Consider the following 23,339-nt stretch of genomic DNA (forward strand, 5'->3'; position numbering starts at 1 on the left):
CCCCTCCTCCCTCCTCGTCGTGCCGCCTCGTGTCTCTTTATCTTAAAACACCCCCCCCCACCCCCCCCCCCCCCCCCCCCCCCCCCCCCCGGGCCCCCCCCCCCCCCCCCCGGGGGCGCCCCCCCCCCCCCCCGCCCTACGGGGTACGCCCTAACGCAGCGTCGGCCCCTGAAAGCCCATCCACAACGCGATTCGATCCGCCACACTGGTACCCAGACGCTTGGCGAAGCGATCAAATGGCGTATCACGCTGAGTGAAGTCGACCATCTCTTTCTGGCCAATCACCTCGCGCGCCACATAGCTGGCACTGCCCAACGCATCGACCAACCCCAGCTGCAGCGCCTGCTCGCCCGACCAGACCAAACCCGAGAACAGTTCGGGATACTCGTCCGCCTTGAGACGCTCACCGCGCCCCTGCCTCACGCTTTCGATGAATTGGCGATGCGTGGTCTCCAGCACCCCTTTCCAGAAGCGGGTTTCCTCTTCCTTCTGCGGCTGGAACGGATCGAGAAACGCCTTGTGCTCACCCGAGGTGTAGACGCGACGCTCCACACCAAGCTTCTCCATGGCTTCGACGAAACCGAAGCTGGCCGCCGTGACACCAATAGAGCCGACCAGACTGGCCTTGTCGGCATAGATCTCATCAGCCGCACTGGCAATGTAGTAGGCACCGGAGGCACCCAGATCACTGATTACCGCATAGACCTTGGTCTGCGGATATTCGCCGCGCAAACGACGGATCTCGTCATAGATGTAGCCGGACTGCACCGGGCTGCCGCCCGGGCTATTGATGCGCAGGATCACACCTTTGGTATTGGTGTCCTCGAAGGCGGCGCGCAGACTGCCCACCACCTTGTCAGCACTGGCCTCTTCACGATCAGCGATCATGCCGCGAATGTCGATCAATGCCGTATGCGCAGTGGTGGTCGAGGCCGACTTCAGGTTGAGCGCTGGCAACACCAACGCCAGCGCACCAAACAGGTAAATGAAGGTCAGCAGCTTGAAAAAGATGCCCCAGCGCCGCGAGCGACGCTGCTCCTGAACGCTGGACAACAGCGCCTTCTCCAGCAACTTCCAGCTTTTGGCATCCTCACCAGACGAAGACGATGACTTCCACTCATCCGACATGCTCACTCACCTCTGCAGGACGCTGCGCCTGACGGCCTTCCAGCCATGCACGCAGCTCATTGAATTCATTGATCGTCAAACGCGGCGAGCACTCGCGCAGCACCGACAACGGCTGTGCACCGAAACCTACCGCCACGGCATCCATCCCGGCATTGCGCGCCATCAGCAGGTCGAAGGTCGAATCCCCCACCATCAGCGCGCGCTCGGGCTGCACCCGGCAATGTGCAAGAATCTCATGCAGCATCAGCGGATCGGGCTTGCTCGCCGTCTCGTCGGCGCAACGGGTGATATCGAAGTAATCCAGCCAACCCTTGTCAGCCAGCACCCGATGCAACCCCTTGCGCCCCTTGCCAGTGGCCACGGCAAGACGATAACCCTGATCTCGAAAGACCTCGAGCGACTCGCGCACACCCTCGAACAGTGGCGACGGCTCGGTTTCCAGCGCCAGATACTGCTCGCTGTAGGCACGCCGGATGGTTTCGATTCGCAGCGGCTCATCGAGTTCCGGGTAAAGCGTGCGAATCGCCACACCCAGCTCCAGACCAATGATCCCGCGCACCGCAACATCCGTGCAGCGCGGCACGCACGCCACATCGGCAGCACGGTGCATGGCCTCGACGATACGGCCGATGGAATCCACCAGCGTGCCGTCCCAATCGAAAATCAGTAGCTGATAATCAGACACTCAGACGCTCCAGGGTCTTCGCCCACATCTCATCCACCGGAGCCTCGAGCTTCAGCACGCCACCATCGGGCAGCGGCACGTGCAACTCATAGGCATGCAGGAACAGGCGCTTACCGCCCAGCTCGCGAATCTCGCGGGAGAAGTCGTCGTCGCCGTATTTGCTGTCGCCGGCGATACCATGACCCGCATATTGGGCATGCACACGAATCTGATGGGTACGACCAGTGATCGGCCTGGCTTCGACCAGCGTGGCGAACTCACCGAAACGGCGCAGCACGCGAAATACCGTGAGCGCCTCCTTGCCCTCGGGATTCACCTCGACCATACGCTCGCCGGAGCGCAGGTTGCTTTTCAGCAGCGGCGCGGCGATCTGCTTCTTGGCAGTCGCCCAGTGGCCACGCACCAACGCCATATAGCGCTTGTCCACGCCATCGCCGCGCAGCGCTTCGTGCAGGTGGCGCAGCATGCTGCGCTTCTTGGCGATCATCAGTAGACCGGACGTATCGCGATCGAGACGATGCACCAGTTCCAGATCCTTGGCATCGGGACGCAACTGGCGAAACGCCTCGATCACTCCGTAATTCAAACCGCTGCCGCCATGCACGGCGATACCGGCCGGCTTGTTCAGCACGATCAGCGCCTTGTCCTCATAAACGATGGCGGCTTCGAGGCGCTGCAGCAGCCCCTGCGCCAGCGGCTCGGGCTCATCGCGCTCAGCCAGGCGCAGCGGCGGCACGCGCACCACGTCACCAGCCTGGAGTTTGTATTCGGGCTTGATCCGCCCCTTGTTAACCCGCACTTCGCCCTTGCGCAGAATGCGGTAAATCAGGGTCTTGGGCACGCCCTTGAGCTGTGTCCTGAGGAAGTTGTCGATGCGTTGGCCGGCGAGATCCGGTGCAACCTCGATCAGCTGAACGCCGGAGGTTGGAGAGGCGGGAGTAGTCATTGCGCAATCATAACAATTTTTTATGGAATTGAAGCACTTAATCATTGCTGCTATAGTCGCGAACGCCGCCAAAAGCGGCCTGGCTTGCGGATGAATGCCAAACTTGCCATCCCCTGCCCGCGCAAACGTATTTGGACGTGAGGCCGTCCGACGGATTCTTCAGGTTAGAAAGGCCGCAAAAGGCCACGAAGACTTCGGAAATAAAGCCTTGAGTATGATGCGCGATTCGCCCACCGGGCGGTCGCGGTAACTGACAACCGCTGCGGAATCCGCGCGCGGCACCCGATTTTCAGCGATACGTGTAGGGTGGAGATGTACAACTGTCGGACTGCGTAGCATATCGCTTGATCAAAGACGCCTCATCTCGTCCGCTACCGCCAGTTGATTCCTCTTCCTGACTGAGTGCTTTCTGTCACCACAGCAAGCAGGAGACGTCCGTCGCGACCGCGGCCCGATAATGGCTGACCGTCGCTAGACAGTGGAACGATTTACGACCGTTTCTGACGCGCCTGACACCGACCCTGAGAGTCGTGTGTGCCTAACGTGGCTTCCGCTAGCCCCGGAACCCATTGGTACCACATGAAAAGAATGCTAATTAACGCGACTCAGCCTGAAGAGTTGCGTGTTGCCCTGGTAGATGGCCAAAAACTCTACGACCTGGACATCGAGTCCGGCGCCCGTGAACAAAAAAAGGCCAACATCTACAAAGGCCGCATCACCCGCGTTGAACCCAGCCTCGAAGCCGCTTTCGTCGACTTCGGCTCCGAACGCCACGGCTTCCTCCCCCTCAAAGAAATCTCCCGCGAATATTTCTCCAAGTCTCCTGAAGGCGGCCGCGTCAACATCAAGGACGTGCTCAAGGAAGGCCAGGAAGTCATCGTCCAGGTCGAGAAAGAAGACCGCGGCAACAAGGGCGCAGCCCTGACCACGTTCATCAGCCTGGCCGGCCGTTACCTGGTGTTGATGCCGAATAACCCGCGTGCCGGTGGCATCTCCCGCCGCATCGAAGGCGAAGAGCGCAACGAATTGCGTGAAGCGCTGAATGGCCTCAACGCTCCGGCCGACATGGGTCTGATCGTGCGCACTGCCGGCCTGGGCCGCTCCAGCGAAGAAATGCAGTGGGACCTCGACTACCTGCTGCAACTGTGGAGCGCCATCAAGGAAGCCTCCACCAGCCGCCCTGCCCCGTTCCTGATCTATCAGGAATCCAACGTCATCATCCGCGCCATCCGCGACTACCTGCGCCAGGACATCGGCGAAGTGCTGGTCGACAGCGTCGAAGCCCAGGAAGAAGCGCTGTCCTTTATCCAGCAGGTGATGCCGCAGTACGCCAGCAAGATCAAGCTGTACGAAGACAGCGTGCCGCTGTTCAACCGCTTCCAGATCGAAAGCCAGATCGAAACCGCCTTCCAGCGTGAAGTGAAACTGCCGTCCGGTGGTTCCATCGTCATCGACCCGACCGAAGCCCTGGTTTCCATCGACATCAACTCGGCGCGCGCCACCAAGGGCAGCGACATCGAGGAAACCGCGCTGCAGACCAACCTGGAAGCGGCCGAGGAAATCGCCCGCCAGCTGCGCCTGCGCGACATCGGCGGCCTGATCGTCATCGACTTCATCGACATGACCCCGGCCAAGAACCAGCGCGCCGTCGAAGAGAAGGTGCGTGAAGCCCTGGAAGCCGACCGCGCCCGCGTCCAGGTCGGCCGCATCTCGCGCTTCGGCCTGCTGGAAATGTCCCGTCAGCGCCTGCGTCCGTCCCTCGGCGAGACCAGCGGCATCGTCTGCCCGCGTTGCAACGGTCAAGGCATCATCCGCGACGTCGAATCCCTGTCGCTGGCCATCCTGCGCCTGATCGAAGAAGAAGCGCTGAAGGATCGCACCGCCGAAGTCCGCGCTCAGGTACCGATCCCGGTCGCCGCCTTCCTGCTCAACGAGAAGCGCAACTCGATCACCAAGATCGAACTGCGCACCCGTGCGCGTATCGTGATCCTGCCGAACGATCACCTGGAAACCCCGCATTTCGAAGTGCAACGCCTGCGTGACGACAGCCCGGAAGCCCTGAGCGGCCAGACCAGCTACGAAATCGCCGCCACTGCGGAAACCGAAGAAACCGCCGCCCAGCCGGCCGCCGCCACGCGCACTCTGGTTCGCCAGGAAGCTGCGATCAAGGCCGCACCGCGCAGCAGCGCCCCGGTCGCTGCCGAGCCTCAAGCACCACTGGCTCCGACCAAGGCGCCTGAACCGAGCCTGTTCAAGGGCCTGGTGAAGTCTCTGGTCAGCCTGTTCGCCGGCAAGGAAGAAGAAGCCCAGCCCGCAGCAGTCGAGAAGAAGAGCAACGAGCGTCCGCCGCGCGAAGAGCGCCGCAACGGTCGTCAGCAGAGCCGTAACCGTGGCGGTCGCCGCGATGACGAGCGCAAACCTCGTGAAGAGCGCGCCCCGCGTGAAGAACGTCAGGCCCGTGAACCGCGTGAAGAACGCCAACCTCGCGAAGAGCGTCAACCGCGTGAAGAGCGCGCCCCCCGTGAGCCGCGCGAAGGTCAGGAAAATCGCCGTGAGCGCAAGCCGCGCGAAGAACGCGCCCCGCGTGAAGAGCGCGTGCGTGAACTGCGTGAACCTATCGCAGCCGATACCGATGCCGATGCTGGTAACGAGCAACGCGAAGAGCGTGCCGAGCGCCAGCCGCGTGGTGAACGTCAGGAGCGTCAGCGTCAACCGCGTGAAGAGCGTCAGCCGCGTGCCGAGCAAACCGAGGCCCTGCAGGACGAAGCACTGCCGAACGAAGAGCAACTGCAGGACGACGAGCAGGACAGCAACGATGGCGAGCGCCCACGTCGCCGTTCCCGCGGTCAGCGTCGTCGCAGCAATCGTCGCGAACGTCAGCGTGATGCCGATGGCAACCTGATCGAGAGCGCCGAGAACAGCGAAGCTGCCGGTAACGACGCTCAGACCGTCACCCCGGTCGCCGTGGCTACTGCCGCTGCCGTGGTTGCAGAAAGCGTCGACAGCAGCGAAGCCGTTGCCAGCGAGGCTCCGGTCAGCGAAGCCCCGGCCGTCGAAGCCCCGTCTGTTCAGGTTGAAGAAGCCCCTGCTGCTCAACCGGTCGAGGCGCAAACCGAGGCTGCTGTGAGTGAAGTGGCTGAAGCTGCTCCGGTCGCAGAGAAAGCGGTTGAGGCAGAACCGGCCGCAGTCGAAACCCCTGCTGCCGTTGAAGCGCCAGTTGCCGAGCCGGTCGCTCAAGCTGAGCCGACTGTCGAAGTTGCCCAGGAGCCTGCTCCGGCACCGGTCGAGCAAGCACCTGCTGCCGCAGCGGTTCCGGCCAATGCCACTGGCCGCGCACCGAACGACCCGCGTGAAGTGCGTCGTCGTCAGCGTGAAGCTGAGCGCCTGGCGCGCGAAGCTGCACAGGCCGCCGCTGCAGCCCCGGCTGTAGAAGCTGCCCCAGTAGTCGACGCCGCTCCGGTCGCTGAAGCAAGCGCCCCGGCAGAAGCCGAAGCCGCTGTAGTCGAAACAGCTCCTGTAGTCGAGCCGGTCGCTGAAGCCGAAGCCACCTCTGTCGTAAGCGAGCAACGCGTGAGCGATGCGGTAGAGCAAGCGCAGCCGGAAGAAGAAACGCCAGCCGACAAGGAGGAGGTCAAGCCCCAGGCTTGATCCTCCTGCGGTAAGTAAAAAGGGGATGCCTAGGCATCCCCTTTTTCATTTCCGTGTCTGGCGCTGCAGAAGCGTAGCCGGATGCAATCCGGGAGCGGCAGGCAGCGGATCACGCCCTGCCTACAGTTCAGAGCACGTTGGGCTCGATCTCCAACTCAACACCGAAGCGCTCGAATACATCGCTCTGGATACGCTGCGCCAGCTGCAGCAGTTGCGCGCCCGTGGCCTTGCCGTAATTGACCAGCACCAGCGCCTGCAAACGATGCACGCCGGCATCGCCCTCGCGAAAGCCTTTCCACCCTGCCCGCTCGATCAACCAGCCAGCCGCCAGTTTGACCAGGCCATCACCAGCCGGATAGCTGACCAGATCGGCACGCTCGGCGCGAATGCGCTCGGCCAGCTCGAACGAAACCAGCGGATTCTTGAAGAAGCTGCCGGCATTACCCAGCTCGGTGGGATCTGGCAGCTTTTCGCTGCGGATGGCGCAGATCGCTCGACTGACATCGGTGGCGGTCGGCACTTCGACGCCCATCTCCGCAAGGCGCTGGCGCACCGGGCCGTAGTCAAGGCGCAGTGCAGCCAGACGGCTCAAGCGGAAACGTACGCGCAGGATCAACCAGCGCCCGGCTTCGCGCTTGAACAGACTGTCGCGGTAGGCGAAGGCACAGTCTTCCAGCGCGAAGTCGCGCAGCTCGCCGCTGTGCCGATCCAGAGCGGTCAGGCCGGCAAACAGATCCTTGATCTCCACACCATAGGCGCCAATGTTCTGCATCGGCGCAGCGCCCACGGTACCGGGAATCAGGCTGAGGTTTTCCAGGCCATTGAGGCCCTGCGCCAGGCTCCATTGCACGAACGGATGCCAGGGCTCGCCGGCTTCGGCCTCCACCAGCACCTGCTCGCCGTCGTCCTCGAGGATACGAATGCCACGGCTGGCCATGCGCAGTACCAGCGCCTCGACATCGCGGGTCAGCAGCAGGTTGCTGCCACCGCCGATCACCAGCAGCGGCAAGCCCTGCTGCCCGGCCAGGCGTAGCGCCTCGCGCACTTCGTCATCGTTGTGGGCTGCGGCGAAATGCCGGGCACGCACCTCGACACCAAAGCTATTGAAGGCCTTGAGCGACACATCACTCTGCAGATTCAGGCTCACAGGCGCCCCTTGATTTCCACCAGCAGCGCATCACTGGCTTGCTCGATCAGATCCAGCACCTGCTCGAAGCCATCGTCGCCGCCGTAGTAGGGATCAGGCACCTCATCCAACGCCAGTTCATAGCGACGCAGATAAAGGTCGAGATCAGCCCGAGCAGCCGCCGGGCGCAGCGTCTTGAGATTGCGCAGATTGCTCTGGTCCATGGCCAGGATCAGGTCAAAACGTTGAAAGTCAGCAGCCTCGACTTGACGTGCACGCAGCGCCGACAAGTCATAACCCCGACGCAACGCGGCCTGACGGGTGCGACTGTCCGGCGCCTTGCCGACGTGCCAGTCACCAGTGCCGGCGGAATCCACCTGCACACGACCGTCCAGCCCTGCCGCACGCAGCTTGTGGCGCAGCACGCCTTCAGCCGTGGGCGAGCGGCAGATATTGCCCAGGCAAACGAACAGAACCTTCATCAGGCCCCCAGCAGGTGGCGCACCCGCTCCAGGTCTTCGGCGGTATCCACGCCAGCAGCCGGCGCTTCGAGCGCATCGGCGACATGGATGCGCACGCCGTTATACAACGCGCGCAACTGCTCCAGGCACTCGGTGTCTTCCAGCCAGCACGGGCCCCAGGCAACGAAGTCATGCAGAAAACCCGCGCGGTAGGCATAGATACCAATGTGGCGACGGTATGGCACACCTTGCGGCAGCACATCGCGGCACTTGGCAAAGGCATCGCGCGCCCAGGCCAGCGGTGCACGGCTGAAGGTCAGCGCCAGGCCACTCTTGTCGGCCACCACCTTGACCACATTGGGGTTGAATAGGGAGGTGACGTCCTCGATGGGCTCGGCCAGGGTGGCGATACCGGCCTGCGGATTGGCCGCCAGGTTGGCTGCCACCTGATCAATGATCACAGGCGGAATCAGCGGCTCGTCGCCCTGCACGTTGACCACAATGGCGTCGGCCGGCAAACCGAGCTGGGTGGCGACTTCGGCCAGGCGGTCGGTGCCGGAGTTGTGATCCTCGCGGGTCAGCAGCACCTCGGCGCCAAAGGCCTGGCAGGCTTCGACGATACGCGCATCGTCGGTGGCGATGACCACGCGCTGGGCCGAACTCTTCTTCGCCTGCTCCCAGACATGCTGCACCATGGGCTTGCCGGCGATGTCCTGCAGCGGCTTGCCGGGCAGGCGGGTGGAGGCGTAACGAGCAGGAATGACGACGGTGAAGGCTGCGCTCATTTACTTGTCCAGACGCTCATCGGGGGTCAGGGTGCGCGCTTCGCTTTCCAGCATCACCGGAATGCCGTCGCGGATCGGGTAGGCCACGCCAGCGCCCTTGCTGATCAGTTCAGTCTTGTCTTTGGAAAGCTGCAGCGGGCCCTTGCAGATCGGGCAGGCGAGAATGTCGAGCAGTTTAAGGTCCATGGTGGAATCCTTGCTGGGGTCATCAGGACCCCGGTATGAGGCGGGCCAGCTCTCCATCCAGCCAGTCGACGAACGCCGGCGTGGGCGCGGCGTCGACGGCCAGGTACCACCAGTCGGCGGCGGCGAAGGCCCGGCATTTCACCGCATCCTTCTCCGTCATCAGCAGCGGCAGCGACGGCTCGAAGCTGAGCAGCGTGGCATCGTACTGGGCATGGTCGGCGAAGGGATGCGGAACCGGCTGCCAGTTTAGCGCTTCGAGGGTATTGAAGAAACGTTGCGGATTACCGATACCGGCCACCGCATGCACCGCCTGACCGGGCGGGAAGTGCTCGAGGCCGACACGCTCACCACTGGCAACGTTGACCAGCGCGGTTGGCTGCAGGCGAAAGGCGTAGCCCTCGGCACTATCGGCTTCGGCGCCGTTGAACAACACGGCATCCACCTCACTGAGACGCTCGACCGGCTCGCGCAATGGCCCGGCGGGCAGGCAACGCCCATTGCCCAGACCACGGGCGGCGTCGATCAGTACCAGCTCCAGATCACGCGCCAACCGGTAGTGCTGCAGGCCATCGTCGCAGAGGATCAGGTCAACCGATTCTTCGGCCAGCAGCGCACGTACGGCGCGGCTGCGATCCGGGTCGATCATCAAGGGCACGCCTGTACGCTGGACGATCAGCAGCGGCTCGTCGCCGGCCTGTGCGGCCGATTGATCGGCACGCACCCGCCACGGCAGGCTCGACGGCGTGGCACCATAGCCACGGCTGACCACGCCGACCTTGAGGCCACGGGCGCGGCAATGTTCGATGAGAAAGAGGATCAGCGGCGTCTTGCCGGTACCGCCTACGGTGATGTTGCCCACCACCAGCACCGGCACTGGGGCGCGATAGATATCACCCTCACCGGCCAGGAAACGCGTGCGCTTGCTCTGCACCACGCGACGGTACAGCCACTCCAGCGGCCGCAGCAGCGTCAGCGCCGGGTGACCGCGGTACCAGGCCGCGAGCAAGCGATCAGCAGCGCTCACTTCAGGGGGCTTCCTGTGCTTCCACCGTGGTGATGCGCAGGTGCGAGAAGCCCAGCTTGCCGGCAGCGTCCATGGCGGTGATCACCGCCTGGTGCGGGGTCTTGCCGTCGGCACTGATGATTAGCGGCAGGCTGTTGTCGCCGTCGGACTCCTTCTGCAAGGCAGCCATGAGACTGCTCAGGTTGCTTTCCAGCAGTGCCTTGCCATTGAGCGAAAACGCGCCGTCGGCAGCGATCAACACTTCCAACTGTTTCAGCTCGGTCTGCTCGGGCGGCGTGCCGCTGGCGGCCTCCGGTAGGTCGACCTTGAGCTGGGTCTCGCGGGTGAAGGTGGTGGTGACCACGAAGAACAGCAGCAGGATAAATACCACGTCGATCAACGAGGCCAGGTTGATCTCGACGTTCTCCCGCGGTTTGCGCCGGAATTTCACGCCTTGCCCTCACCCAGGTCGACGTCGCGATCACCCTGCACCATTTCCACCAACTTGATCGCTTCCTGCTCCATGCCGACTACCAGTTCGTCGACACGACGCTGCAGATAGCGGTGGAAGAACAGTGCCGGGATCGCCACCATCAGGCCGGCTGCCGTGGTGATCAGCGCCTTGGCGATACCGCTGGCGAGCATGGAAGCGTTAGCCATGCCCGAGCCCATGAAGGAGCTGAAGATTTCGATCATGCCCAGCACGGTACCAAGCAGGCCCAGCAGCGGCGCGATGCCGGCAATGGTGCCGAGCGCATTGAGATAACGCTCCAGCTCGTGGATGACGCGCGCGGCAGCCTCCTCGATGCACTCCTTCATGATTTCGCGACCATGCTTGGAGTTGGCCAGGCCGGCAGCGAGTATCTGCCCCAGCGGCGAATGCTCGCGCAGCTCCTTGAGCTTCTGGTTGTTGAGTTTCTTGTCCTTGATCCAGCGCCATACCTGGGCCAGCAAATTGGCCGGAGTGACGCGGGCAGGCCGCAGGGTCCACAGGCGCTCGGCAACGATACCGGCAGCAGCGATGGAACAGAGAATGATCGGCAGCATCATCCAGCCGCCAGCTTTGACCAGTTCCCACACGGTAGAGAATCCCCCTCGAAAAAGTCGCGCCACTCTAGCACAGGGCGTAACGCCCGCCGACCGCCGCCGTTCTCATTTTTCCCGCCAGAAACGTGGCTCGCTTCGCAACCCGCGAGGCGCGACCTGTTCGCCCAGACGTAAATGCAGAGCACCGCTCAACGCCGTGTCATGCACCTCGACGCCTGCCGCCTGATAGCGCGCCAACACCTGCGGGTGAGGATGTCCGAAGGCATTGTGGCGACTGCGCGTGATCAGCACATGCTGCGCACCGACCGCATCGATAAAAGCCTGACTGGATGATGTGCGACTGCCGTGATGGGGTGCCAGCAGCCAACGCGAGGCCAGGGGAAAGTCGGCCTGCATCAGCGCGCGTTCGGCGCGGACATCGATATCACCAGTCAGCAACAGGCGCTCACCCGCCGCCTCGATCTGCAATACGCAAGAACGCTGATTGCCGGATACGGCCTTATCCCACTGCCACAACCTGAACGTCACGTCGTTCCATTGCCAGCGCTGTCCCGATTCGCAATCCTCAGCGCCGAGCGTTCTGGCCAGCCGGTGCGGCTCGCCACTGATGACCCGGCTCACCGGCATACCGGTTTTGATCGCGGCAGCCCCGCCGGCATGATCATTGTCGGCATGGCTGAGCAGCATCAGGTCGAGCCGCCTGAGGTTCATTGCCCGCAAGGAAGGCAGGACGATACGCTCCCCTGTATCGAAATCGCCGAACCGTGGGCCTGCGTCGTACAGCAGGCTGTGTTCCCGGGTCCGCACCAGCACCGCCAGCCCCTGCCCTACGTCCAGCACCCAGACATCGGCGCGGCCATCGCCCAGTTGTTTCGGCGGCAACAGCAATGCAGGCAATAACAGCGCAAGGCCGGGTAGACGCAACGGTATACCGGCCGGCAGCAGGAGCAACAAGGCACCTGCCGCCGCCAGTAACCAGGCCCACAGCGGCAGGTTGCTGGGCAACCAGGCAGGTAGCCAAGCAGCGATCACGCTCAGCAACTCGAACAACAGATACAATGCACCACCGGCCAGCCACAGCAAGCTCTCCCCGATCACCGGGACAGGCAGCAGCAAAGTGCCCAGCAAGGCCAGGGGTACGACTACCAGCCCCACCCAAGGCACGGCAACCAGATTGGCCAACGGCCCGCTGCTGCTAACGGGTAGACCGAGAATCAGCATCATCGGCAGCAGGCCGATGGCCATGGTCCACTGCGCGCGTGTCAGCCCGCGCCACCAACCCCAGACGCCTAGCCGACCGCCAAATACCAGAGCCAGAATCGCCACCGCCGAAAACGACAACCAGAATCCCGGCTGCAACGATGCCAGCGGCTCTAGCAGCAGAACCACGATCAAGGCCAGCAACAATGGCCACCAGGCGCCCAGATGACGAAAGCGCATGCGCCAGAGCAGCACCAGCGCAACCATCACGCAGGCCCTGCGCACCGGCACCTCAAAACCAGCCAACATCCCGTAGACCAGCGCCCCGCTCAAGGCCAACGCACAGGCGCAGGGCAACCAGGGCCAGCGCCTTGGCCAGGCACCGACTCTCGCCAGCAACGCCACCAGTCCGTAAAGAAAGCCGGCTAGCAGGGCAATATGCTGGCCGGAGATGACCATCAGATGCACCGTGCCCGTGTGCTGCAGCAGGCGCCAGTCGCTCGTACTCAGGCCGGAGCCATCACCGAGGACCAGAGCAGCAATGGCACCTTCGCGCCCAAAGGCCGGCACAGCCAGCAGATGCTGGCGAAGGCTGTCGCGCCAGCTACCAAAGCCCGTCGCGGAGGATAACCGTTCGCCAGACTTGATCGTGCCCGTGGCGCCGATACGCTGCGCCAGCAACCAGGCTTCGTAGTCGAAGCTCTGCGGATTGACCAGGCCATGCGGCCGCTTCAGGTTGACCGCCACCCGCCAGCGCTCGCCGCCTTGCACCGGCGGCCCGCCATACCAGGCCAAGCGCATTCTTTTCGGCAGCTCGGCGCGCCGCGAGTGCGCCTCTTCGAACTGGAAGCGCACGACACCATCGGCCACTTCAGGCAGGCCGACCACCCGCCCCTCCAGCCACAGGGTACGGCCATCGAGCGGTGGAGCAAGGCGGTCATCCAGTGCCGATTGCGCCGAGCTGCAGGCCCAGGCCAACCCCAGCAAAAAGAACCCAAGCGGATAGAGGCGCGAGAACAGCAAAGCCAGAGCGACGCAGACCGCCACCAGCAACAACCAACTCGGCGGCAGGCTTGGCAGAAAGCGCAGCGTCAATAGCCCCAAGGCCAGCGCCAACATCCCTGTTCGCATCCCCTTCCTCCCTGCTCATCGAACTGCAGCGAACGCGTCCGGCGCTCACCTTCGGTCACAATATGGAAACGCTGGCCAGACCGAATCCGTGCATAATGTCGGCGCTTTTGCCTGCCCAGAGACTCTTCATGCCGCGTCGTTTATTCAAGCGCTACATGCCCAACCCCGACAGCATCAAGGGTAACAAGTCCCTGCGCTTTCTCGGCAAACTCATTCATGATCCCAATCTCTGGCATCTCAACCGTCACTCGGTAGCTCGCGGCATGGCCATCGGCCTGTTCTGGGCGATGATCCCCATGCCGATGCAGATGCTGGCCGCCGCCGCCGTCGCCATCCCGATGCGCGCCAACCTGCCGATTTCCATCGGCCTGGTGTGGCTGACCAATCCCATCACCATGCCACCGATTTTCTACTGCACCTACAAACTGGGCGCATGGATCATGCAGACACCACCGGTGCGTATGCCGCAGACCCTGAGCCTGGAATGGATCACGGCTGAAGTGGCCATCCTGTGGAAGCCGCTGTACCTCGGCTCCTTTGTATCCGGCCTGGTTCTCGCCGCACTGGGGTATGTATTGACCATGCTCTACTGGCGCTGGTGGGTACAGCGTAGCTGGCGCAAGCGTCAGGAAAAGCGCCGCCTGGACCGTCAGTGAAAAGAAAAAGCCGTCTAAGTTGACGGCTTTTTCGTTCTTACTCGTAGCGCAGCGCTTCGGCCGGCTGCACCTGCGCCGCCCGCCATGAGGGGTAGAGCGTGGCGAGGAAGCTCAGGATCAGCGCCGCCGAACAGATCAGCGCCACATCCAGCCACTGCAGATCCGATGGCAGGCTGCTGATGAAGTACACATCGGAGCTCATCACCTGCTGCCCGGCGAACGATTCCAGCCAAGCCACCAGCGCGCTGACATTGAGCGCCGCCAACACACCCAACACCGTACCAATCAGCGTACCGACCAGGCCGATCACCGAACCCTGCACCATGAAAATCGCCATGATCTGCCGTGGCGTGGCGCCCAGGGTGCGCAGAATGGCGATGTCGCCGCTCTTGTCGGCGACCACCATGATCAGCGTGGCGATGATGTTGAAGGCTGCTACCGCGACGATCAGCAAGAGCAGCAGACCGATCATGGTCTTCTCCATCTTCATCGCGCTGAACAGGCTGCCCTGGGTGTGAGTCCAGTCATCGGCACGGTAGTCGGCGCCCAATTGCGCCAGCAGCGCCTTGGATACCTGCGGCGCCTGGTAGAGGTCCTTCAGCGCCAGGCGAATGCCCGGCACCGTGCCTTCCGGCAAGCGCTGCATGGCAGCGGCGTCGACGACGTTGATCAGGGCCAGCGAGCTGTCCAGCTCGGCACCAACCTTGAACACCGCAGCCACGTTCAAGCGCTGCATGCGCGGCGTGACGCCGCCAGGTGCGCTGCTCAGCTCAGGGATGATCAAGGTCAGCTTGTCGCCCACCTGCAAGCCGAAACGCCGCGCGGTGATGTCGCCGATCACCACGCCGAATTCGCCGGGTTGCAAATTGTTCAGGCTGCCCTGGCGGATGTGCTCGGGCAGGATCGATACCTTGCCCTCTTCTGCCGGATCGATGCCGTGAATCTGGATCGGCTGCATCAGCCCGCGATGCGAGAGCATGCCCTCCAGCTCGGCATAGGGTGCCGCGGCCTGCACCTGCGGATTGGCCATGGCTTTGTCCGCCAGGGCGCGCCAGTCGGCGACCGGCTCGGTTCCGTAGAGCATGGCGTGCGGCACCATGCCCAGAATGCGCGAGCTCATTTCCTTCTGGAAACCGTTCATCACCGACAGCACCACGATCATCGCCAGCACACCGAGCGCCAGGCCGATCATCGAAGTCAGCGAAATGAAGGAGATGAAATGGTTGCGGCGCTTGGCCCGTGTGTAGCGAGCGCCGATAAAGATACTCAGCGGACGAAACATCAGAGGGTCACCAGCTTGCCGTCCTGCAGGCTGAGCACGCGATCCATCTGGCGGGCCAGCTGCATGTCGTGGGTCACCACCAGAAACGCGGTGTTGGAATCGCGGCTGAGCTCGCGCATCAGTTCCTGAATGCCCTCAGCAGTATGCTGATCGAGGTTACCGGTCGGCTCATCGAGCAGCACCAGCCCTGGGCGGTTGACCAGGGCACGGGCAATCGCCACACGCTGACGTTCGCCGCCGGACAGCTCTGACGGCTTGTGATTCAGGCGATGCCCCAGGCCTACCCGCTCCAACAAGGCTGTCGCGCGCTGACGCGCCTCGGCGATCGACGTCTTGCCGATCAGCAGCGGCATGCAGACGTTCTCCAGCGCGGTGAACTCGGCCAGCAAGTGGTGAAACTGGTAGACGAAGCCCAGCGCACGGTTACGCAGCAGACCACGCGCGGTCTCGCTCAGTGCCGACAGTTGCTCGCCGGCCAACCAGACGCTGCCCTCGCTGGGCGTATCCAGGCCGCCAAGCATGTTCAACAAGGTGCTCTTGCCGGAGCCGGAGCTGCCGACGATGGCCACGCGCTCGCCCGGGAAGAGTTCCAGTTCGAGCCCATCGAGCACCACCACCGACTCGGGGCCTTCGTCGTAACGCTTGCTCAGGTTGCGGCAACTGAGCACGGCATTGTGCTGTTTCATGGCGTTCTGATTCATGGACTCACTCATAGCGCAGGGCCTCGGCCGGCTGGGTACGCGCAGCGCGCCAGGCTGGATACAGGGTGGCGAAGAAGCTCAGCAGCAACGCCGCGGTGCAGACCATCACCACGTCGGCGCTCTGCAGTTGCGAAGGCAGGTAATCGATGAAATAGACATCGGCGTTGAGAAACTTGATGCCCAGCAGGCGCTCGATGCCGGCGATCAGGCTGCTGATGTTCAGCGCCGCAAGAATGCCCAGCAGCGCGCCGATGACGGTGCCGACCACACCGATCACGGTGCCCTGGACCATGAAGATGGCCATGATCTGCCGCGGCGTGGCGCCGAGGGTACGCAGGATGGCGATGTCGCCCTTCTTGTCGGTCACCACCATCACCAACGTGGAGATGATGTTGAATGCCGCCACCGCGACGATCAGCAGCAGGAGCAGGCCGATCATGGTCTTCTCCATGCGAATGGCCTGGTACAGGTTGCCGTGGGTACGGGTCCAGTCACGGGCATAGAAATCGCCGTCGAGGGTCTGAGCGATCTCCCAGGCACTGCGCGGGGCCTGGAACAGATCGTCGAACTTCAGGCGCAGGCCCTGCACCTGATCCGGCTTCCAGCGCTGCAGGCGAGCCAGGTCGCTGATGTTGGCCAGCGCCAAGGCACCGTCGATCTCACCGGCGCCGACGTGAAAGATGCCGGTGACGGTAAAGCGCTTCAGGCGCGGGAACATGCCCGCCGGGGTCACGGTGACCTCAGGCGCGACGAAGGTGACCTTGTCACCGAGCTTGAGGCCCAGCTTGGCTGCCGCCTTGTCGCCGATGACCATGGCGAAATCACCTGGCTGCAGGCTGTCGAGACTACCCTGCTGGAAGAAACCGTCGATGATCGACACCTTGCGCTCCTGCTCGGGGTCGATGGCATTGATCAGCACCTTCTGCACCTTGCCGTCGTTCGTCAGCAAGCCTTGCATCTGAGTGAAGGGGGCCAGCGCCTCGACGCGCGGATGACGCTCCACCTGGCGCGCCAGAGCCTGCCAGTCACTGACCGGGGTCGGCGACTCGACCGTGGCGTGAGGGATCATCCCCAACACGCGGGTGCGCATCTCGTGGTCGAAACCATTCATGACCGACAGCACCAGGATCATCACCATCACCCCCAGGGTGAGGCCGAGCATGGACGTCAGGGAAATGAAGGAAACGAAATGGTTGCGGCGCTTGGCTCGCGTGTAGCGCGTACCGATGAATACGAACAGAGGTCTGAACATGTCGGAGAGATTCGGGGGAAAGAAAAACGTCCATGTGGCGGGGCCAGATCAGCGGCCTTACACTCAGAAGCAACTCGAAGTCGGCTGCGTAACGGGCCTGCTGCGTTAAAAACACTTGGAAAGCCGCTTACGGCTGGTGCGCTTCAGTGTGGCCCCGAAGGGACGAGCGAAGCGAGCAATGCTCGTTTACCATTCGTAACCGACGCTTGCCTGGCACGCATCCAGCTCGCAAGACTTTCAACAGGGTCTTCGACCACCACCGCTTTCATGGGTTCGCCATGTCGACTAACGATGTAGATGATCGCCGCGAATACTATCGTATCGACGATACGATCGCACTGGAATTCAGCCTGCTGTCGGGGGCCGAAGCCCATGCCAGCGACGCGCTTCACGATCCATCGCCGCTGTTCAACCTGCTCAGCGACCTGCACCTGATGGACTTCGAATCCCAGCATCTGCTGCGTCATATCACTGAACGCGATCGTACCCTGGCCAACTACCTGAAGGTGATCAACAAGCGCATCGACCTGCTCGGCCAGGCGGTGGCGCAAAGCCTGCTACGCGACATCGGCGCACCACGCCAGGTATCGCTGTCCGAAGGCGGTATCAGCTTCAATAACGCCCAGCCCGTGGCGCCGGGTAGCCATCTGGCGATCAAGATGGTGCTGATGCCACAAGCGCTCGGCCTCCTGCTGCGTGGTCAGGTGGTGCACTGCAGCCAACGCGCGGACGGCCAATTCGAGATCGGCACCGAGTTCGAAGCGTTGACCGACGCACAGCGCCAGTTACTGGCTCGGCATATCCTGCAGAAGCAGGCTCTGGAGCGTCGCCAAGCCCGCGAATGACACTCGCCAAGGAACCGCCATGTATCGTCTCGCACTGCTTCTCACCCTACTCGCCCCTACTGCTCTGTTGGCCGACACCCTGACCATTCCCGTGGGCGACCAGGGCGCCGACCTCGACGCCAGCAACCTGCCGCACAAAGGCCAGTCCAAGCGTGCGGTGCTGGAGCGCTTCGGCCTGGCCGATGAAGAGCACAAGCCTGTCGGCCAGCCACCGATCACGCGCTGGGATTACCGCGAATTCAGCGTCTATTTCGAATACGATCACGTGATCGACAGCGTGCGCCATCACCAGCCGCGCCACCTCGACACCGTCAAGGAGAAACAGTGACTCTCATCTATGGCCATCGCGGCGCCAAAGGCGAAGCCCCGGAAAATACCCTGACCAGCTTCCAGCGCTGCCTGGAGCATGGCGTCAATCGTTGCGAGCTGGACCTGCACCTGTCACGCGACGGTGAGCTGATGGTGATCCACGACCCAACCTTGAAGCGCACCACGGGCCTGCGCGGCAAGGTGGTCGAGCACGATGCTGCCGACCTGAGCCGATACGACGCACGCAAGGGCGGCCCGGGCTGGGTGCGGCCCTGCCCGATTCCACGCCTGCAAGACTTGTTCGAGCAGTGCACGTTCGAGCATTGGCAGCTGGAGGTGAAAAGCGCCTCCAAGGTTCGCGCCGCACGCACCGTGCTGGCCATCTCGGAACTGGTCGAGCGCTTCGGCCTACGCGAGCAGATCACCGTCACCTCCAGCTCACGCGAGGTACTCAAGGCCGCACGTGAACTGACTCCGCAGCTGCAGCTGGGCCTGGTTGCCGAGTACGCCTGGCTCGACCCACTGAAAGTCGCGGCGCATTACAGCTGCCATCTGCTGGCGCTGAACTGGACGCTGTGCACCCCGGAGCGCCTGCTCAAGGCACAGAAACAAGGCCTGCACGTGTCGGTCTGGACGGTCAACGAGCCGGCGCTGATGCGTCGCCTGGCTGATTTCGGTGTCGACAGTATCATCACCGACTTCCCTGGCCTGGCGGCACAGACACTGCGCGGCTAAGCCCCATAGCCCTCTCCCCCGGCCCCCTCTCCCGCAAGCGGGAGAGGGGAGCAAGCCAGAACAGCTCAGGCTACGAACATAACGCCCAACAACGATAAAACCGGCACTAGGCCGGTTTTGTCGTTTGCTGCCGCCTGAGACGCTAGAAGCTCTCCCGATTCGGCCAGCGCCACTCGGAAGCCACTACCCAGCCTGTCTCCCCGACCGGCTCAGGCCGCCGGCCGGAGCCGGTCAAAAAAGCCGGTTGAGACCGTCGAACGCGGCAACCCGATAGGCCTCGGCCATGGTCGGGTAGTTGAAGGTGGTGTTGATGAAGTACTTGATGCTGTTGGCTTCACCCTTCTGGTTCATGATCGCCTGGCCGATGTGGACGATCTCCGAGGCCTGATAGCCGAAGCAGTGCACACCCAGCACTTCCAGGGTTTCACGATGGAAGAGGATCTTCAGCATGCCCACCGGCTCGACCGAGATCTGCGCACGGGCCATACCTTTGAAGAAGGCCTTGCCCACTTCGTAAGGCACCTTGGCCTGGGTCAGCTCGCGTTCGGTCTTGCCGATCGAACTGATCTCCGGAATGGTGTAAATGCCGGTCGGCACGTCATCGACGAAACGCCAACTGCCGTTGTCGACGATGCTGCCAGCAGCGGAACGTCCCTGATCGGCAGCAGCGCTGGCCAGGCTCGGCCAACCGATCACGTCACCGGCAGCGTAGATGTTGCTGACTTCGGTGCGGTAATGCTCATCGACCTGGATCTGGCCACGGCTGTTGACCGCAATGCCGATGTTCTCCAGCCCCAGCTGATCGGTATTGCCGGTACGGCCGTTACACCAGAGCAGCGCGTCGGCCTTGATCTTCTTGCCTGATTTGAGGTGCAGGATCACGCCGTTCTCCAGGCCCTCGATGCGCTCGTACTCCTCGTTGTGACGGATCAGCACATTGTTGTTACGCAGGTGATAGGAAAGCGCGTCGGAGATTTCCGAATCGAGGAAACTCAGCAGTTGATCGCGGTTGTCGATCAGGTCGACCAGCACACCCAGACCACTGAAGATCGAGGCGTACTCACAGCCGATCACCCCGGCGCCGTAGATGATCAGGCGGCGCGGCGTATGGCCGAGGCTGAGAATAGTGTCGCTATCGTAGATACGCGGGTGGCGGAAATCGACATCGGCCGGGCGATAGGGGCGCGAACCGGTGGCGATAACGATCTGCTTGGCCACCAGCTTTTCCACTACGCCATTGAGGCAGACCACTTCGACCGTCTGCTCGTCGGCGAAACTGGCGGTGCCGAAATAGGTGTCGATGCGATTGCGCGCATAGTAGCCAGTGCGCGAAGTGACCTGCTTGGCGATCACCTTTTCCGCGCTTTTCAGCACGTCAGGGAAGGAAAACCAGCGCGGCTCGCCGATCTGGCGAAACATCGGGTTGGTGTTGAACTGCATGATCTGCCGCACCGAGTGGCGCAGCGCCTTGGAGGGTATGGTGCCAAGGTGGGTACAGTTGCCGCCGACCAGCGGACGGTTGTCCACCACGGCCACCTTACGCCCGGCCTTGGCCGCGTTCATCGCCGCGCCCTCGCCCGCCGGGCCGGAGCCCAGCACCACCACATCGTAGTTGTAGACCGCCATGTTTACTCCTTCAGATCAGGCCGGAGCGCTTGTGGCGCACCCTCGGCGGGGCCGGCAGTGGTTACAGCTGCCGGCTATCAAAGCATACCGCCTGGCTTAGCGCTTGCTTGCGTCGTAAGCCAGGTCAGTGTTCGGCGCTTCGCCGTTGTCGCGATTGACCTCTTCGCACTTCTCACGACTACCACCACAGATCGAGCATTCCTTCTCGATACCGAGGTTGGCGATGCCACCGCAGGAACCGGCGATGGGTTTACGCCCCATGATCACGCCGACGGCCATCATGCCGACGACCAGAATCATGGCCAGAAATACAACCAGAAAAGTCATTGCTCATCTCCTGCAGCGAATAGCTGCTCGAATGCGGCCGTGCTCTGTGTGACGAAGCCCTCGCCCTCACGCGTCACGAAAAACGCCGCGATAGCGTTGCGCTCGGCGAAGGCCATACCGGCCTCCGGCCCGAGCACCATCAATAGGGTAGACAAGCCATCGGCGCGCAAGGTCGATGGATCTGCCACGGTGACAGCTGCCAGTTTGTGATTGACCGGTTTGCCGGTCAGCGGATCGAGCGTATGCGAGTAGCGCTGGCCGTTCTCTTCGAAGTAATTGCGATAGTCCCCCGAGGTGGAGATACCGTAACCATCGAGCTGCAGGATGCGCTGAGCAACACGCTGATCATTGCGCGGCGCCTCCAGACCGATACGCCAGTGGCTGCCGTCAGGCTTGAAACCAGCCGCCTTGAGCTCGCCGGTGGCCTCGACCAGGTAACTGGTAACGCCCAGCTCGCCCAGACGCGCGACGATCTGATCGACAGCGTAACCGGCAGCGATGCTGTTGAAGTCGACTTCCACGTCGACGTCCTTGCACAGCTGCTCGCCTTCGATGCTCAGGTGCTGCTGGCCAACCCGCTTACGCACTTCGGCCAGACGTTCGGCATCCGGGACGGCTTCGCCCTGCCCTTTGGGCCCGAAGCCCCAGAGGTCGAGCAGCGGCTCCAGCGTCAGGTCGAAGTAGCCCTGGCTCTCCTCGTGCAGGCGATTGCCGGCACGCACGAGATCCAGTACGCCCTTGGGCATGGCCTGGCAGGTACCGGCCGGCGCCTGGTTGAACTGCTCGATCAGCGAATCATCGCGATAAGTGGACATCTGCAGATCGATCTCGGCGAGGATCGCCTCGGTCGCGGCCTTGAGTTCGGCTTGCGGCGCGACACCTTCACTGCGGACGTATTTGATCGAATAGGTGCTGCCCATGGTCGGGCCACCGAACTCTTCGATCCGTTCAGAATGCAAGCAGCCCGTTAGGGCTGCCGCCAGGGCGACAGCGATAACGGGCTGGAGTACAGCAGACCTCATGCTTAGCCGCCGAAGTCGTCGAGGAGGATGTTCTCCGGCTCGACACCCAGGTCGGTCAGCATCTTGATCACCGCGGCGTTCATCATGGGTGGGCCGCACATGTAGAACTCGCAATCTTCCGGAGCCGGGTGGTCCTTCAGGTAGTTCTCGTACAGCACGTTGTGGATGAAGCCCTTGAGGCCGGTCCAGTTGTCTTCAGGTTGCGGATCGGACAATGCCAGATGCCACTCGAAGTTCGGGTTCTCAGCGGCGAGCTGGTCGTACTCTTCGTTGTAGAACGACTCACGCATGGAGCGCGCACCATACCAGAAGCTGATCTTGCGCGTGGACTTCAGGCGCTTGAGCTGGTCGAAGATGTGCGAACGCATCGGCGCCATACCGGCACCACCACCGATGAAGACCATCTCGGCATCGGTGTCCTTGGCGAAGAATTCACCAAACGGCCCGTATACGGTGATCTTGTCGCCCGGCTTGAGGCTGAACACATAGGAAGACATCTTGCCCGGCGGCAGATCGTCCTTGCCGGGGGGCGGCGAGGCGATACGGATGTTGAACTTCACCAGACCGCGCTCTTCCGGGTAGTTGGCCATGGAGTAGGCACGGATCACGGTCTCCTCGACCTTGGACACGTACTTCCACTGGTTGAACTTGTCCCAGTCGCCGCGGTACTCCTCCTGGATGTCGAAATCCTTGTAGTTCACGGTGTGCGGCGGGCATTCCAGCTGCACGTAACCACCAGCACGGAAGTCGACGTTCTCGCCTTCCGGCAGTTTCAGCGTCAGCTCCTTGATGAAGGTGGCGACGTTGGGATTGGACTCGACGGTGCATTCCCACTTCTTGACGCCGAAGACCTCTTCCGGCACTTCGATCTTCATGTCCTGCTTGACCGGGGTCTGGCAGGACAGGCGCCAGCCCTCACGGGCCTCACGCTTGGTGAAGTGCGATTCTTCGGTGGACAGCATCTCACCGCCGCCGGACTCGACGACGCACTTGCACTGCGCGCAGGTACCGCCGCCGCCGCACGCGGAGGACAGGAACACGTTGTTGTTGGCCAGGGTCTGCAACAGCTTGCCGCCGGCCGGCACTACGATGGTTTTTTCGCCGTTGATCTCGATGCTCACGTCACCGCTGGAAACCAGCTTGGCACGAGCAGCGAGGATGATCAGCACCAGCGCCAGGACGATGGCGGTGAACATGCCGATGGCGAGGAAGATTTCGTAATTCATCTGTTCATCCTT

The 23,339-nt window shown here is 62.7% G+C and carries 23 protein-coding genes; 5 read left to right on the forward strand and 18 right to left on the reverse strand.

Annotation, left to right across the window (positions count from 1 at the left end):
* Positions 1-150 precede the first annotated feature (150 nt).
* Genes sppA through rluC form a run of 3 tightly spaced genes read right to left on the reverse strand, consistent with a single transcriptional unit; the run spans position 151 to position 2,759 of the window.
* Positions 151-1,128 (reverse strand): signal peptide peptidase SppA, encoded by a 978-nt coding sequence (sppA, locus tag EGJ86_RS16385; RefSeq protein ID WP_125835819.1) that lies wholly within the window; start codon positions 1,126-1,128, stop codon positions 151-153.
* Positions 1,118-1,813, reverse strand: coding sequence for an HAD-IA family hydrolase (locus EGJ86_RS16390; protein WP_003461958.1), 696 nt, complete (start codon positions 1,811-1,813; stop codon positions 1,118-1,120). The genes sppA and EGJ86_RS16390 overlap by 11 nt, the downstream gene beginning before the upstream one ends.
* The gene (gene rluC, locus EGJ86_RS16395) at positions 1,806-2,759 is read right to left on the reverse strand and encodes a 23S rRNA pseudouridine(955/2504/2580) synthase RluC (RefSeq protein ID WP_039964819.1); all 954 of its coding nucleotides are present in this window, start codon (positions 2,757-2,759) and stop codon (positions 1,806-1,808) included. The genes EGJ86_RS16390 and rluC overlap by 8 nt, the downstream gene beginning before the upstream one ends.
* Positions 2,760-3,338: 579 nt before the next feature.
* Here rluC and rne point away from each other — a divergent pair.
* Positions 3,339-6,407, forward strand: coding sequence for a ribonuclease E (rne, locus tag EGJ86_RS16400; RefSeq protein WP_125835820.1), 3,069 nt, complete (start codon positions 3,339-3,341; stop codon positions 6,405-6,407).
* Between the two features lie 127 nt (positions 6,408-6,534).
* On the opposite strand, the gene murB is transcribed toward rne, so the two are convergent.
* The 8 genes from murB to EGJ86_RS16440 all read right to left on the reverse strand — a co-directional run bounded on the left by murB (position 6,535) and on the right by EGJ86_RS16440 (position 13,346).
* Positions 6,535-7,554 (reverse strand): UDP-N-acetylmuramate dehydrogenase, encoded by a 1,020-nt coding sequence (gene murB, locus EGJ86_RS16405; protein WP_003461965.1) that lies wholly within the window; start codon positions 7,552-7,554, stop codon positions 6,535-6,537.
* Positions 7,551-8,015 (reverse strand): low molecular weight protein-tyrosine-phosphatase, encoded by a 465-nt coding sequence (locus tag EGJ86_RS16410; RefSeq protein ID WP_003461968.1) that lies wholly within the window; start codon positions 8,013-8,015, stop codon positions 7,551-7,553. The genes murB and EGJ86_RS16410 overlap by 4 nt, the downstream gene beginning before the upstream one ends.
* On the reverse strand, positions 8,015-8,779 hold the full coding sequence (kdsB, locus tag EGJ86_RS16415; RefSeq protein ID WP_003461969.1) for a 3-deoxy-manno-octulosonate cytidylyltransferase: 765 nt from the start codon (positions 8,777-8,779) through the stop codon (positions 8,015-8,017). The genes EGJ86_RS16410 and kdsB overlap by 1 nt, the downstream gene beginning before the upstream one ends.
* The gene (locus EGJ86_RS16420; protein ID WP_003461970.1) at positions 8,780-8,965 is read right to left on the reverse strand and encodes a Trm112 family protein; all 186 of its coding nucleotides are present in this window, start codon (positions 8,963-8,965) and stop codon (positions 8,780-8,782) included. It abuts the gene before it with no gap.
* Between the two features lie 22 nt (positions 8,966-8,987).
* Entirely contained in the window at positions 8,988-9,989 is a 1,002-nt protein-coding gene (lpxK, locus tag EGJ86_RS16425; RefSeq protein ID WP_125835821.1) for a tetraacyldisaccharide 4'-kinase, read from the reverse strand.
* A gap of 1 nt (position 9,990) precedes the next feature.
* Entirely contained in the window at positions 9,991-10,419 is a 429-nt protein-coding gene (locus tag EGJ86_RS16430; RefSeq protein WP_003461976.1) for a biopolymer transporter ExbD, read from the reverse strand.
* The gene (locus tag EGJ86_RS16435; protein WP_039964821.1) at positions 10,416-11,048 is read right to left on the reverse strand and encodes a MotA/TolQ/ExbB proton channel family protein; all 633 of its coding nucleotides are present in this window, start codon (positions 11,046-11,048) and stop codon (positions 10,416-10,418) included. The genes EGJ86_RS16430 and EGJ86_RS16435 overlap by 4 nt, the downstream gene beginning before the upstream one ends.
* 72 nt (positions 11,049-11,120) lie before the next feature.
* Positions 11,121-13,346: a DNA internalization-related competence protein ComEC/Rec2 gene (locus EGJ86_RS16440; protein WP_256672460.1), complete on the reverse strand. Its 2,226-nt coding sequence runs from the start codon at positions 13,344-13,346 to the stop codon at positions 11,121-11,123.
* Positions 13,347-13,474: 128 nt separating this feature from the next.
* On the opposite strand from EGJ86_RS16440, the gene EGJ86_RS16445 reads away from it, so the two are divergent.
* Positions 13,475-14,002, forward strand: coding sequence for a DUF2062 domain-containing protein (locus EGJ86_RS16445; RefSeq protein WP_125835822.1), 528 nt, complete (start codon positions 13,475-13,477; stop codon positions 14,000-14,002).
* 37 nt (positions 14,003-14,039) lie between these two features.
* Here the strand turns inward: EGJ86_RS16445 and EGJ86_RS16450 are convergent, their stop codons facing one another.
* The 3 genes from EGJ86_RS16450 to EGJ86_RS16460 are packed head-to-tail and all read right to left on the reverse strand — an operon-like array spanning position 14,040 to position 17,237.
* The gene (locus EGJ86_RS16450; protein ID WP_099526428.1) at positions 14,040-15,284 is read right to left on the reverse strand and encodes a lipoprotein-releasing ABC transporter permease subunit; all 1,245 of its coding nucleotides are present in this window, start codon (positions 15,282-15,284) and stop codon (positions 14,040-14,042) included.
* Positions 15,284-15,970 carry a lipoprotein-releasing ABC transporter ATP-binding protein LolD gene (gene lolD / locus EGJ86_RS16455; protein WP_371919635.1) on the reverse strand — a complete coding sequence of 229 codons (687 nt, stop codon included), beginning with the start codon at positions 15,968-15,970 and terminating at the stop codon, positions 15,284-15,286. The genes EGJ86_RS16450 and lolD overlap by 1 nt, the downstream gene beginning before the upstream one ends.
* 19 nt (positions 15,971-15,989) lie before the next feature.
* Positions 15,990-17,237 (reverse strand): lipoprotein-releasing ABC transporter permease subunit, encoded by a 1,248-nt coding sequence (locus tag EGJ86_RS16460; RefSeq protein WP_125835824.1) that lies wholly within the window; start codon positions 17,235-17,237, stop codon positions 15,990-15,992.
* Between the two features lie 278 nt (positions 17,238-17,515).
* Here EGJ86_RS16460 and EGJ86_RS16465 point away from each other — a divergent pair, with 278 nt between their 5' ends.
* Genes EGJ86_RS16465 through EGJ86_RS16475 form a run of 3 tightly spaced genes read left to right on the forward strand, consistent with a single transcriptional unit; the run spans position 17,516 to position 19,126 of the window.
* The gene (locus EGJ86_RS16465) at positions 17,516-18,082 is read left to right on the forward strand and encodes a PilZ domain-containing protein (protein WP_003461983.1); all 567 of its coding nucleotides are present in this window, start codon (positions 17,516-17,518) and stop codon (positions 18,080-18,082) included.
* A 19-nt stretch (positions 18,083-18,101) separates the two neighbouring features.
* Positions 18,102-18,410, forward strand: a complete 309-nt coding sequence (locus EGJ86_RS16470; protein ID WP_125835825.1) for a phosphodiesterase — start codon at positions 18,102-18,104, stop codon at positions 18,408-18,410.
* A complete protein-coding gene (locus tag EGJ86_RS16475; RefSeq protein ID WP_125835826.1) occupies positions 18,407-19,126 on the forward strand; it encodes a glycerophosphodiester phosphodiesterase in 720 nt (239 codons plus the stop codon). The genes EGJ86_RS16470 and EGJ86_RS16475 overlap by 4 nt, the downstream gene beginning before the upstream one ends.
* Positions 19,127-19,357: 231 nt before the next feature.
* Here EGJ86_RS16475 and sthA read toward each other — a convergent pair whose 3' ends face one another.
* The 4 genes from sthA to nqrF all read right to left on the reverse strand — a co-directional run bounded on the left by sthA (position 19,358) and on the right by nqrF (position 23,327).
* Complete coding sequence (gene sthA / locus EGJ86_RS16480; protein ID WP_125835827.1) at positions 19,358-20,752, reverse strand: Si-specific NAD(P)(+) transhydrogenase; 1,395 nt, start codon at positions 20,750-20,752, stop codon at positions 19,358-19,360.
* 96 nt (positions 20,753-20,848) lie between these two features.
* Positions 20,849-21,079 (reverse strand): (Na+)-NQR maturation NqrM, encoded by a 231-nt coding sequence (gene nqrM, locus EGJ86_RS16485; RefSeq protein ID WP_017677630.1) that lies wholly within the window; start codon positions 21,077-21,079, stop codon positions 20,849-20,851.
* Positions 21,076-22,101: an FAD:protein FMN transferase gene (locus tag EGJ86_RS16490; protein WP_372237973.1), complete on the reverse strand. Its 1,026-nt coding sequence runs from the start codon at positions 22,099-22,101 to the stop codon at positions 21,076-21,078. The genes nqrM and EGJ86_RS16490 overlap by 4 nt, the downstream gene beginning before the upstream one ends.
* Before the next feature lie 2 nt (positions 22,102-22,103).
* Entirely contained in the window at positions 22,104-23,327 is a 1,224-nt protein-coding gene (gene nqrF / locus EGJ86_RS16495) for an NADH:ubiquinone reductase (Na(+)-transporting) subunit F (protein WP_106734878.1), read from the reverse strand.
* Positions 23,328-23,339 lie beyond the last annotated feature (12 nt).

The sequence above is a fragment of the Pseudomonas sp. o96-267 genome (assembly GCF_003935465.1).
GTDB lineage: Bacteria > Pseudomonadota > Gammaproteobacteria > Pseudomonadales > Pseudomonadaceae > Aquipseudomonas > Aquipseudomonas sediminis.

Bases quoted from the DNA above. Each gene is read 5' to 3' on its own strand.
- EGJ86_RS16440 (WP_256672460.1), bottom strand. From the start codon at position 13,346: ATGCGAACAGGGATGTTGGCGCTGGCCTTGGGGCTATTGACGCTGCGC.
- lolD (WP_371919635.1), bottom strand. From the start codon at position 15,970: ATGAAACAGCACAATGCCGTGCTCAGTTGCCGCAACCTGAGCAAGCGT.
- rne (WP_125835820.1), top strand. From the start codon at position 3,339: ATGAAAAGAATGCTAATTAACGCGACTCAGCCTGAAGAGTTGCGTGTT.
- EGJ86_RS16460 (WP_125835824.1), bottom strand. From the start codon at position 17,237: ATGTTCAGACCTCTGTTCGTATTCATCGGTACGCGCTACACGCGAGCC.
- EGJ86_RS16465 (WP_003461983.1), top strand. From the start codon at position 17,516: ATGTCGACTAACGATGTAGATGATCGCCGCGAATACTATCGTATCGAC.
- sthA (WP_125835827.1), bottom strand. From the start codon at position 20,752: ATGGCGGTCTACAACTACGATGTGGTGGTGCTGGGCTCCGGCCCGGCG.
- rluC (WP_039964819.1), bottom strand. From the start codon at position 2,759: ATGACTACTCCCGCCTCTCCAACCTCCGGCGTTCAGCTGATCGAGGTT.
- nqrM (WP_017677630.1), bottom strand. From the start codon at position 21,079: ATGACTTTTCTGGTTGTATTTCTGGCCATGATTCTGGTCGTCGGCATG.
- nqrF (WP_106734878.1), bottom strand. From the start codon at position 23,327: ATGAATTACGAAATCTTCCTCGCCATCGGCATGTTCACCGCCATCGTC.
- EGJ86_RS16470 (WP_125835825.1), top strand. From the start codon at position 18,102: ATGTATCGTCTCGCACTGCTTCTCACCCTACTCGCCCCTACTGCTCTG.
- EGJ86_RS16450 (WP_099526428.1), bottom strand. From the start codon at position 15,284: ATGTTTCGTCCGCTGAGTATCTTTATCGGCGCTCGCTACACACGGGCC.
- kdsB (WP_003461969.1), bottom strand. From the start codon at position 8,779: ATGAGCGCAGCCTTCACCGTCGTCATTCCTGCTCGTTACGCCTCCACC.
- EGJ86_RS16420 (WP_003461970.1), bottom strand. From the start codon at position 8,965: ATGGACCTTAAACTGCTCGACATTCTCGCCTGCCCGATCTGCAAGGGC.
- EGJ86_RS16445 (WP_125835822.1), top strand. From the start codon at position 13,475: ATGCCGCGTCGTTTATTCAAGCGCTACATGCCCAACCCCGACAGCATC.
- sppA (WP_125835819.1), bottom strand. From the start codon at position 1,128: ATGTCGGATGAGTGGAAGTCATCGTCTTCGTCTGGTGAGGATGCCAAA.
- EGJ86_RS16490 (WP_372237973.1), bottom strand. From the start codon at position 22,101: ATGAGGTCTGCTGTACTCCAGCCCGTTATCGCTGTCGCCCTGGCGGCA.
- EGJ86_RS16410 (WP_003461968.1), bottom strand. From the start codon at position 8,015: ATGAAGGTTCTGTTCGTTTGCCTGGGCAATATCTGCCGCTCGCCCACG.